This window comes from Pseudomonadota bacterium (assembly GCA_022361155.1).
GTDB lineage: Bacteria > Myxococcota_A > Polyangia > Polyangiales > JAKSBK01 > JAKSBK01.
Genome location: JAKSBK010000043.1, coordinates 1 through 10,248, shown reverse-complemented (window position 1 = coordinate 10,248; position 10,248 = coordinate 1). Strand labels below are relative to the sequence as shown.

The window sequence follows — 10,248 nt, the reverse complement described above, 5'->3', positions numbered from 1 at the left end:
GAGGTCGGCAAGGCGCGCTCGACTTTGCTGCGCAGCGTGATGGCCTCGAACAGCATGAAGCCGACCATCAGCGTGACGAAGAGCACGTTGGACAGCAGCCCTGCCAGAGAGCGGATCAAAGCCGCCACCAGGCCGAGCACCGGTCCCGGATCGGCCATGTTCTTGAGCACTTCGGCCGAAACCTCGATCCCGCGATCGTTGAGCCACTGCGCCGCGTCCGTCACCCCGGCGCTCAGCTGCTCCCTGTAGTGCGGCAGCCGCTTGTAGAACGCGTTGACCGAGCCCCCAGCAAGCCAGCCCATGCCCGTGAACACAGCCAGATCGACCAGGATGCCCAAACCCACCGCGGCGGCAATGGGCCAGTGCTTCGATTTCAGCCACAACACCAGCGGCGCGGTAACGGTCGCCACGAACAGTGCCAGCAGGAAGGGCACTACAATGGGCGCTGCCAGCTTGATGCCTCCGCAGACCACCACCACGGAGGCCAAGACGATCACAGTGTACGTGCCCGCCCGGTCGCTCACGCGGCTACGCTACCAGGAATCTGCCGGTGGGGCACGGGCCTCGCAGGTCAGCCCAGCCACCGGCGTTCTGCCGCCCGTTCAGCAAAGGAAGGAGGCGCGGTTGCGCCGCGCGCTCGCGCAGCGAGTACTAGCTGGAAGCGGCAGCTTCGGGCTCGCCACACCCAGCGGCGCCTCCGGCCCTGGCGTTTCCTTTCTGCTTGAAGCCTCGACCCAATGCTGAGACTGTTGCAGCTCGTAGGAGGACAACGTGGCTAGCGACGACCCTATCAGCAAGTTTTGTAGCGACGATGTGGACGTGCACTGGGACGCTCGCCTTTGCATTCACATCGGCGAGTGCGGTCGGGCCCAGGGCGAGCTCTTCGTCGGCGGCCGAAAGCCGTGGTGCCAGCCGGACCTCGTAAAGGCCGACGAGGTCGTGGAAGTGACCGAACGCTGTCCTACCGGAGCGCTTACCTATATTCGCAAGGACGGCGGAACGAGCGAGCACAGCGACCAGGAAAACGTGGTCGTGGTGTCGGCTCACGGCCCACTGTACCTGCGCGGCGATCTAGACATCGATGGTGCTCAGGCCGGCATGCCGGGGGTGCGTTTTCGCGCGGCGCTGTGCCGCTGCGGCGCCTCTCGGAACAAGCCGTTCTGCGATAACGCGCACGAGGCCAAGGGATTCCGCGACTGCGGTGCTGTCGGTGAGCGGGGTGAGGCTGCCACTAGCACGGGCGGCAGGCTCCAGGTGCGACGGGCGCTCGGCGGGCCCCTGCTGCTTCAGGGCAATTTCTCGATCATCGCGGGCAGCGGGCGCGTGGCGTGGAAGGGCACCAAGGCCGCGCTGTGCCGCTGCGGAGAGTCCAAGAACAGGCCCTTTTGCGATGGGTCACACCGTGAGGCTGGGTTTCAGGCCGACTGAAACCGGTTGACCCGTGCCGTCGCCGAACTCGAGCCCGATTCGATCGAGGTGACCGTGATGACGGCCGATCCGCGGTCGAACAGGGTACGTCCAAACGTAACGCCGAGACCGGCCACGCCCCTACTCGCTGCCGTCCTGTGCGGCCTGTACGAGCTGGTGGCCGGCGATCAGCGCGAACAGTGCGAGAAAAACGATGTGTTGGCTGCCAAGACCGTCCGGGGAAGCGGCCTGTCGAGCCGGCATCGCAAGCGCCTCCGGGCACACGAGGAGGGAAGCGGCGAGGGTGCAAAAGGTCCAGCGGGCAAGACTACTGAAGCGATTCGGGAGCGTCGGATTCATGGGGGGGCTCCTTCATCCCCAAGGATCGACAGACAGCGAAGATTCTTGAGCACCCAGGCGCGGATTCGGCGCTTTGCTCCCAATGGAATCTAGCCACGACGTATTTCTGGCCGGCAGCACCTGCTCAACAAACGTCTCGATAAGCGGCCGCGAAGGGCGGTCGCGGGTTCGATCGGCGTCAAGGACCGCCGAGATTATGTGAGGAGTTTCCGTTCCAGGACGCTAGCCTGCCACTGCGCGCCCCTTGACCAAGGTCTCGACCACTCCGGGGTCGGCCAGGGTGGTGGTGTCCCCGAGCGATTCCGTGGCGTTTTCCGCGATCTTACGCAGAATCCGGCGCATGATCTTGCCGGAGCGAGTCTTGGGCAAACCGGGTGCAAACTGCAGCGTCTCCGGCACGGCGATGGGCCCGATTTCGTGCCGAACGTGCAGAGCGAGCTCTTTTTGCAGCGCCGCACTCTCGCTGGAGCCTTCGATGAGGGTAACGAACGCGTAGAGCGCTTGACCCTTGATATCGTGCGGAATCGGCACGACGGCAGCTTCGGCGACCCGAGGATGGCTCACCAGGGCCGACTCTACCTCTGCTGTGCCAATCCGGTGACCCGACACGTTGACCACGTCATCGATGCGACCCATCAGCCAGTAGTCGCCGTCTTCGTCTTTCCGGCAACCGTCGCCTGTGAAGTAGACGTTGTCGAAGGCCTGAAAGTATGTGTCGATGAAGCGGTCGTGATCGCCCCAGGTCGTGCGCATCATGCCCGGCCAGGGCCTGCGGATGCACAGCTTGCCGCCCTCGTTGGGTGCACACTCCGTGCCGTCGTCGCGCAAAATGACCGGGTCGACGCCCAAGAAGGCGCGGCCCGCACTGCCCGGCTTCAGGGTGTGCACGCCCGGCAGCGGCGTGATCATGAAGCCCCCGGTCTCGGTCTGCCACCAGGTGTCGACGATCGGGCAGCGGCCACGTCCGACCTGTTCGTGGTACCACATCCAAGCTTCCGGGTTGATGGGCTCGCCCACCGTCCCCAGGACGCGCAGGCTCTCGAGCTTGTGCTTGTGCGGCCATTCGGTACCCAGCCGCATCAGCGCCCGGATGGCTGTGGGTGCCGTGTAGAAGGCGGTCACGCCGAACTTATCGCAGATGTGCCAGAAGCGGCCGGCGTCCGGATAGGTGGGTACGCCTTCGAACATCAGCGAAGTGGCCCCATTTGCGAGCGGTCCATAGACAATGTAGCTGTGCCCGGTCACCCAACCGATGTCGGCCGTGCACCAGTACACGTCGTCGTCGTGAATATCGAACACCAGGCGATGGGTCAGACTGGCTTGCAGCAGGTAGCCTGCGCTGCTGTGCACCACGCCCTTGGGCTTGCCCGTGGAGCCCGAAGTATAGAGGATGAAGAGCGGCGCCTCGGCTTCGACCGGCGCTGGCTCGCAGGCGGGGTCCGCCCCCTGCATGGCCTCGTGGTACCACACGTCGCGATCGGCGCTCATCCCGCAAGCCTCGTCGCAGGCGCGCACCACGAGCACGTTCCTGATGCTCGGCGTGGATTGCAGCGCCTTGTCGGCGATCTGTTTGAGCGGAATCACCTTGCCGCCGCGTACGCCTGCGTTGGCGGTCACGAGCAGGCTGCAGTCGGAATCGTTGACCCGGTCGCGGATGGCCTCGGAGCTGAACCCGCCAAAGATAACCGAGTGCAGGGCGCCGATCCGGGCGCAGGCCAGCATCACCACCGCGAGCTCCGGAACCATGGGCATGTAGATTGCTATCCGGTCGCCCTTGGCAGCGCCCAGCGACTTGAGTACGTTCGCGCACTTGCACACCTCCCGGTGAAGCTCGCCGTAGCTGATGCGGCGAACCGCGTCTTCGGCTTCGCCCTGCCAAAGGAGCGCGGTCTTGTGTTCGACCGGAGTGCCCAGATGACGATCGAGGCAGTTGTGGGAGACGTTCAGCACGCCATCGGCGAACCACGTGTGCCGGATGGCTCGGCCCTTGCTGTCCCACTGGTATTCGAGCGCCCGCGTGGGCTGCTTGAACCAGCTCAAGCGTTGCGCCTGCTCGAGCCAGAAGCCGTTCCCGTCGTTGATGGAGCGCTTCCACATCCGTTCGTAGTCCCGCACGCTGCTCAGGTGAGCTCCGGCCGCCAGCGTGGCCGGAGGCGGGAACACCCGGGATTCGTGCATCAAGTTCTCGAGGCCTGCTTCGCTGCCGGGCTTACTCATCTGCGCACCTTCCTGGTTTCCTCCCCCGCCGTCCACAGGTCCGCCGAGTCGTCACGACCATCCAGGGGACGATCCCAATCGACTCGGGTGTATCCGCCCCCGCGCAAGTCCATGCAATTGGTTGGGATATAGCCGGCTTCGCGCACCGAGCACAAGCCGCGACAGTTCCCCGCATTCGAAAGCGACGCAAGACCGCTGGGCGGGATGGATCGAAATCGACGTGACCGCGTACCCCGACCCGACGCTTATGCCGAGCCCAGCCCCAACCCACTGGAATTGCTTCCGCTTCTTCAGTGTGACGCCGAAGCCCGGCCTTCCGCGCACGCCCTGGCGGAGCAGCAGGCGGCGGCTGTCCGTGCCGGCCGGTCCTGCCGCGCCCAGCCGTCGGGAGTATCCCTTGACTTTTGCACGGGTGGGAATACGATTCGCCGCTCGTCCCGGTGGACAACGCCGTTCGCCCGGTTGGCCGGAACCGCGACCCGACCAACCTTTGCTTCTTTGGTGATTAGCCGATGAGGGAAATTGGTGCGCGCAGGCGCGCCAGCCGGTGTCGAGGCGGCCGCTGCGGATCCAACAAGCGAGATCCAACAAGTAAGAAGGCGTGTCTATTTCAACTACAAACGTGGGTTGTGCCGCTTTGTCAGCTGACGTAAGGCATCGGGTCGGAATAGCGTTGCCAAGTCGGTTTCGAGGCGCCCAGCCAGCAGGGCGCGCGGTCGCGAGAATGCTCCCGGTATTCGAAGGAGGATCGTAATGATGCAAGGCGTTCAACAAGCGCCAAAGGTCAGGCGTCGGGTCGGAATGGCGTTGCCAAGTCGGCTTCGAGGCGCCCAGCCAGCAGGGCGCGCGGTCGCGAGAATGCTCCCGGTAGCCGATGGCGGCGCAACGCCGCTGGGCGGGTTTGATCCAAATCGAGGTGGCCATGGCGTCTTGACCCGACGCCTCAAGGCGTTCGCGTTCCTGTCGGCAATGGTCGGCCTCATGGGCCCGGCAGATGCCGGCGCGGAGAGCCTGAAGGATGTCGTAAAGACCGATCGGGAACGGCATGCGGAAGGTGCCAAGGCGCAGCAGCGCATCGACAAGATCCATGAGCAGCGGACCGGCCTCGCGGCCGAGTACCAGTCGGTGCTCGAGCAAATCGACGCGCTCAAGGTCTACAACCGTCAAGTTGACACGTTGATCGGCTCCCAGGAGAAGGAGCTCGCGTCGCTTGACAGGCAGATCCAGAACGCGACGGTCTTTTCGCGCGCACTCACTCCGCTGATGCTCAAGATGATCGACGCCCTCGACAACCTGAGAAAGCTCGACGTACCGTTCCTGGCCGAGGAACGCAAAGGGCGTGTCGAGCGCCTCAAGGCGCTCATGAGCAATTCCGCGGTTTCGGACTCGGAGCGCTACCGCCAAATCCTGGGGGCCTACCGAATCGAGAGCGACTACGGCCGCACCATCGAGCACTACAAGGGCCCAATCGAGGTGGACGGCCAAAAACGTACCGTGGACTTCCTGAGAGTGGGGCGCCTGGCGCTGCTCTACCGCAGCCTGGATGGCAAGGAAGTCGGTGCCTGGAACCAGGCCACGCGGCGCTGGGAGAAGCTGCCCAATCGCTACCGCGACGCCGTAAAGGAAGGCCTACGCATCGCACGTAAGGAGAAGGCGCCGAACGATCTGTTGTGGCTGCCGGTTCCCGCGCCCCAGGAGGATTCGAAGTGAAGGCTCTAGTAACTTGGAAATCAACCGCCGTGTGGAAATCAACCGCCGTGTGGAAATCGACTGCAATGGCCAAGTGCGCCGCTGGCCTGTGGCTGGCGAGCTGGCTGGTGGTCGCTGGCGGCGCGCAAGCCCAGCCCAAGAACCTCAACGACCTGCTCCGCCAAGTCAAGCAAGGCTGGCAGGCCGACCGTGCAGAGACCAAGAAACGAGAGGCGGAGTTTCGTACAGCGAAACGTCGCCAGGCCAGCCTGCTGGACAGCGCCAAGGCCCAGCTGCGCAAGCTCGAGAAGCGCGGAGCGAACCTGGAGGCGGAGTTCAATCACAACGAAACCAAGATCACCGAGGGCGAAAACACGCTCAAGGAACGCCTCGGTACCTTGGGTGAGCTTTTTGGCGTGATTCGGCAATACGCCGGTGACATGCGCAGCCAGCTGGAGTCGTCGCTAGCCAGCGCCCAGTATCCGGGCCGGGCGGACAGCCTACAGAAGCTGGCCACCAGCAAGGAGCTGCCTGCCATCGAGGAGCTCGAGCGACTCTGGTACCTCATGCAGCAGGAAACGATCGAGCAAGGAAAAGTCGCGCGCTTCAAAGGCACGGTCGTAGATGCCAACGGTAACAAAACCGAACGGGAGGTCATCCGAGTCGGGATCTTCAACGCGGTCGCGGACGGCAAGTACCTCGACTGGCTGCCCGCAACCAAAGAGCTCGTGGAGCTGACCCGGCAGCCTCAACCACGCTATTTGGACGGAGCCGAGTCGATCGCCACCGTGGTGGGCGGCGACGTGGCCACCTTCTTCGGCGTGGACTTCACGCGTGGCTCGATGCTACGAGCGCTCATCCGCACTCCGAGCTTCCGCGAGCGGATCGACTACGGCGGCGTGATTGGCTACACCATCATCGTACTCGGGTTCGCTGCGTTCCTGGTGGCCCTCGCAAAGCTCGGCCACTTGTCGTTCATCGGTCTCAAGGTGCGCCAGCAGCGCAATAACCTGGGAGCTCCCAGTGCCGACAATCCCCTCGGGCGGGTGCTCTTGGTTCAGGCCGACAATCCGACCGCAGACATCGACACCCTGCAGCATCGCCTGAACGAGGTGATCCTGCGCGAGCTGCCCAAGCTCGACAGCTACCTGTGGGCCGTCAAGATCGTGTCGGTAGTAGCACCGCTCATGGGGCTGCTCGGAACGGTCACGGGCTTGATACGCACCTTCCAGGCCATGACTCTGTTCGGCACGGGTGACCCCAAACGAATGGCTGGAGGTATTTCCGAGGCCCTGGTCACCACGATGTTGGGCTTGATGGTGGCCATCGCGCTCGTGCTGCTGCACAGCTGGGTCCGCAGCTTGAGCGGCCGGGTCATGGGCGTGCTCGATGAGCAGAGCGCCGGGCTGGTAGCGCGGCGTGCCGAGCAACAGACGACAGGCGGTCATGGACTCCTTGCCTAAGGTGTTCCAGGGCGTGGAGGCCCTGGTGCGCATGGGGGGCGACGTGATCTACGCCCTCATGGCGGTCACGTTCCTGATGTGGACGCTGATCCTGGAGCGCTTCTGGCACATCTACAGGGTGCAGCCGCGCGAGAGCGCCCTGGTCGTGGCCACATGGGAAGCGCGGCGCGATCACGTATCCTGGTACGCTCAGCAGATCCGACGCCAGATCATTTCCGAGGCTTCTCAGAGCGTCCGGCGTTTCATCCCCATGATCAAGACGTTGATCAGGCTCTGTCCCCTGCTGGGGCTGTTGGGGACGGTCACGGGCATGATCGAAGTCTTCGACGTCATGTCGCTCGTGGGCAGCGGCAACGTCCGCGCGATGGCCGGTGGCGTGTCCAAGGCAACCATCCCTACGATGACCGGCATGACAGCGGCCCTTGCCGGTGTATATTTCAGTGCTCGCTTGGACCAGCTTTCCAAGCGCAGAATCCAGGAACTCGAAGATAGGCTCAGCTCAGGCTAGGCGCGTATGACAGTCCGACGAATCCGACAAGACGAGGAAGACGACATCAACATGACCCCCATGTTGGATATCGTTTTCATCATGTTAATTTTCTTCATCGTGACTGCGTCGTTTGTGAAAGAAGCCGGTGTGGAGGTGAACCGGCCGGATGCTTCCAGCGCCGAGACCAAGGCCCGGGCCAGCATCCTGGTTGCCATCACCGCTGACGGGCAGATCTGGATCGACAAGCGACCGGTGGACGTGCGGCAGGTAAGAGCCAACGTCGAGCGTCTGCTTGCAGAAAACCCGAAGGGATCCATGGTAATCCAGGCGGACCGTGCATCCAAGAACGGTCTGCTGGTGCAGGTCATCGACGCCGCAAAGCTTGCGGGCGTGGATAACGTGGCCATCGCCGCCAAGCCGATGTGATGAACGATCCCGACGTAACGAGGGTAGCGAACCCAAACGCCCAGCCCGCGGGGCGAGACATGACGCGGCTCGGCGTTTCGGCGCTGGGTGCCGTGGGGGTTACCGGCGTGCTTTTCGTGTTCATGCACTCGTTGATCGCCATGGGCGAGGCGAAGTTCGACGAGATGGAAGACACGAAGATGGTGGATTTCATACGCTTGCGCCAGGAGCTCGACCTCCAGACCAAGCGCAAGCGCGAGCTCCCGAAGAAGGCGCCGCCCAAGCAAGACACCAACATACCCAAGATGACGGCGATGAAGATGGGCAGCAGCGTCAAAGGCATCGCGATCTCGGGACCTGCAGCGCCGACCATGGACAAGTCGGCGCTGCAGATCAGCGGCGGCCCAGGGATCGGCGCGATTCAGGACGCGCCGCTGATTCCGTTGACGCGTGTGCAGCCCATGTATCCACCGGAGGCGGCCCAACGGGGCCTCGAGGGTTGGGTGGAGCTCGTGTTCACGGTGACGCCCAGTGGCGCGGTCAAAGACCCGCGGGTAGTCAAGGCGAAGCCGTCCTTCGTGTTCAACCGGGCCGCCATTCAGGCCATAAAGAAATGGAAGTACCGTCCCAAAGTGGTCGACGGGAAACCGGTTACCAAGCGGGGTGAGCGAGTGAGACTGAACTTCCGTCTCGAGGATCAATAGCCGTTAGGAGAAGCCCGGCATGAAGCAGCGTCGTCATCGATACTATCCCTGGCTGATGGCGTGCCTGCTGGCTAGCGCCATCATTGCGGGCAATCGTGCACAGGCGCAGCAGGAATCGGAATCCGGCAAGTCGCTTGTGATGGGGCCATGGGCCTTCAAGCGCGTAACTCGCGCGCAAGAAGCGCTGGGTGAGGGCAAGTACGCCGACGCCCTGGAGCACCTCGATGACCTGCGGGAGCGCAAGGGGATCAACGACCACGAGAAGGCCGTGATGTGGCAGATGTACGGCTACGTCTACTCGAGCCAGCAGAAGGTGCAAAAGGCGATTAAGGCCTTCGAGAAGTGCGTGGCGCAGGACGCGCTGACTCGGCAGGTAACGCTCGAGATCCACTTCAACCTGGGTCAGCTGTACCTGGTCAACAAGCAATACAAAAAGGCGCTCAATGCGCTCAGAGCGTGGATTCGCAAGACCGACAAGATACGTCCCAGCGCCCACTACATCATGGCCATGGCGTATGTCCAAACGAAGGACTTCCGGCGCGCCCTGCGCTGGGCCAAGCGGGCGGTGGCCAGCACCGAAAAGCCCAAGGAGAGCTGGCTTCAGATGCTGCTAAGCATCCACTACGAGCTCGAACAATACAAGGAAGCCACCGGCGTGCTGGAGCGCCTGGTACGCGAACACCCGAAGAAGAAGACCTATTGGCTTCAGCTCTTTGCGTCGTACGCAAAGGTCGGCAGGGACGACGAGGCGTTTGCCGTGCTCGACCTGGCCAACGAGCAGGGGTTTCTCACGAAGGACTACGAGCTGAAGAACCTGGCTCAGCTGTATATCCAGCAGGGCGTCCCCTACAAGGGCGCGCGTCTGCTGGACAAGGCCATCAAGGCCGGTTCGGTCAAGCGTGAGACCAGGACTCTGGAGATGCTTGCCGAGGCATGGCTTCAGGCCAAGGAGCTCGAGAGGGCCGTCAAGCCGCTCAGGGAAGCTGCGCGCCAGGCCAAGGGTGGCGAAACCTATATGCGCCTCGCGTCGATCCACATGGAGCGTATGGAGTGGCCCGAGGCCAGGCAGGCTATCAGCGCCGCCATCAAGAAGGGCAAGCTCAGGAATCCTGGGCATGCGTACCTGTACCTCGGTATCGTGAATTTCCGCGATGACAAGCTGGCGCCCGCCAAGGACGCGTTCAAGCTCGCCAAGAAGCACAAGGCGAGCTCCAAGTCAGCCGACGCTTGGTTGACTATGTTGAAGGCCCGCCGGCGCTCCTAGGTTGCTGCCCAGAATCGCGCGTGAGCGGCTTTCGTCCTCGCGGCCGTCCTCGCAATAGTAAGCTATTGCTCCGGGGTCCGCTGCGGGCGCGTGAGCGGCTTTCCTCCTCGGCCCGGCCCTGCGCTCTGTGCATATAGCCCTGCGCTACGCATCCCGGCGTCCCATGGCTTCACTTTGTGTCGATTCTGCGTCATAACAGGGCCGCTTCGTTCCGTGGCACGGAGGTCGCGGAGCGTTGCCGGGCTGGGG

10 protein-coding genes are annotated in these 10,248 nt (G+C 63.4%); 7 read left to right on the top strand and 3 right to left on the bottom strand.

The window, feature by feature from the left end:
* A partial coding sequence (locus MJD61_01300; protein ID MCG8553913.1) for an AI-2E family transporter occupies nt 1-524 on the bottom strand: 524 nt, incomplete at its 3' end.
* A 247-nt stretch (nt 525-771) separates the two neighbouring features.
* Here MJD61_01300 and MJD61_01295 point away from each other — a divergent pair.
* Nucleotides 772-1,428, top strand: coding sequence for a CDGSH iron-sulfur domain-containing protein (locus MJD61_01295; protein MCG8553912.1), 657 nt, complete (start codon nt 772-774; stop codon nt 1,426-1,428).
* A gap of 120 nt (nt 1,429-1,548) precedes the next feature.
* Here the strand turns inward: MJD61_01295 and MJD61_01290 are convergent, their stop codons facing one another.
* The gene (locus MJD61_01290) at nt 1,549-1,767 is read right to left on the bottom strand and encodes a hypothetical protein (GenBank protein MCG8553911.1); all 219 of its coding nucleotides are present in this window, start codon (nt 1,765-1,767) and stop codon (nt 1,549-1,551) included.
* Between the two features lie 222 nt (nt 1,768-1,989).
* The gene (acs, locus tag MJD61_01285) at nt 1,990-3,984 is read right to left on the bottom strand and encodes an acetate--CoA ligase (protein ID MCG8553910.1); all 1,995 of its coding nucleotides are present in this window, start codon (nt 3,982-3,984) and stop codon (nt 1,990-1,992) included.
* 930 nt (nt 3,985-4,914) lie between these two features.
* Here acs and MJD61_01280 point away from each other — a divergent pair.
* From MJD61_01280 to MJD61_01255, 6 genes are all read left to right on the top strand, one after another.
* On the top strand, nt 4,915-5,694 hold the full coding sequence (locus tag MJD61_01280) for a DUF3450 domain-containing protein (GenBank protein MCG8553909.1): 780 nt from the start codon (nt 4,915-4,917) through the stop codon (nt 5,692-5,694).
* Between the two features lie 65 nt (nt 5,695-5,759).
* Nucleotides 5,760-7,136, top strand: coding sequence for a MotA/TolQ/ExbB proton channel family protein (locus tag MJD61_01275; GenBank protein MCG8553908.1), 1,377 nt, complete (start codon nt 5,760-5,762; stop codon nt 7,134-7,136).
* Nucleotides 7,120-7,644 carry a MotA/TolQ/ExbB proton channel family protein gene (locus tag MJD61_01270; GenBank protein ID MCG8553907.1) on the top strand — a complete coding sequence of 175 codons (525 nt, stop codon included), beginning with the start codon at nt 7,120-7,122 and terminating at the stop codon, nt 7,642-7,644. Before MJD61_01275 ends, MJD61_01270 begins: the two co-directional genes overlap by 17 nt.
* 6 nt (nt 7,645-7,650) lie before the next feature.
* The gene (locus MJD61_01265; protein MCG8553906.1) at nt 7,651-8,052 is read left to right on the top strand and encodes a biopolymer transporter ExbD; all 402 of its coding nucleotides are present in this window, start codon (nt 7,651-7,653) and stop codon (nt 8,050-8,052) included.
* On the top strand, nt 8,052-8,735 hold the full coding sequence (locus MJD61_01260) for an energy transducer TonB (GenBank protein MCG8553905.1): 684 nt from the start codon (nt 8,052-8,054) through the stop codon (nt 8,733-8,735). The genes MJD61_01265 and MJD61_01260 overlap by 1 nt, the downstream gene beginning before the upstream one ends.
* Before the next feature lie 19 nt (nt 8,736-8,754).
* Nucleotides 8,755-9,999 (top strand): tetratricopeptide repeat protein, encoded by a 1,245-nt coding sequence (locus tag MJD61_01255; GenBank protein MCG8553904.1) that lies wholly within the window; start codon nt 8,755-8,757, stop codon nt 9,997-9,999.
* Nucleotides 10,000-10,248: the final 249 nt, after the last annotated feature.

Excerpts from the sequence above, each read along its gene's own strand:
- MJD61_01290 (MCG8553911.1), bottom strand. The coding sequence starts at position 1,767 with ATGAATCCGACGCTCCCGAATCGCTTCAGTAGTCTTGCCCGCTGGACC.
- acs (MCG8553910.1), bottom strand. The coding sequence starts at position 3,984 with ATGAGTAAGCCCGGCAGCGAAGCAGGCCTCGAGAACTTGATGCACGAA.
- MJD61_01275 (MCG8553908.1), top strand. The coding sequence starts at position 5,760 with ATGGCCAAGTGCGCCGCTGGCCTGTGGCTGGCGAGCTGGCTGGTGGTC.
- MJD61_01270 (MCG8553907.1), top strand. The coding sequence starts at position 7,120 with ATGGACTCCTTGCCTAAGGTGTTCCAGGGCGTGGAGGCCCTGGTGCGC.
- MJD61_01265 (MCG8553906.1), top strand. The coding sequence starts at position 7,651 with ATGACAGTCCGACGAATCCGACAAGACGAGGAAGACGACATCAACATG.
- MJD61_01260 (MCG8553905.1), top strand. The coding sequence starts at position 8,052 with ATGAACGATCCCGACGTAACGAGGGTAGCGAACCCAAACGCCCAGCCC.
- MJD61_01255 (MCG8553904.1), top strand. The coding sequence starts at position 8,755 with ATGAAGCAGCGTCGTCATCGATACTATCCCTGGCTGATGGCGTGCCTG.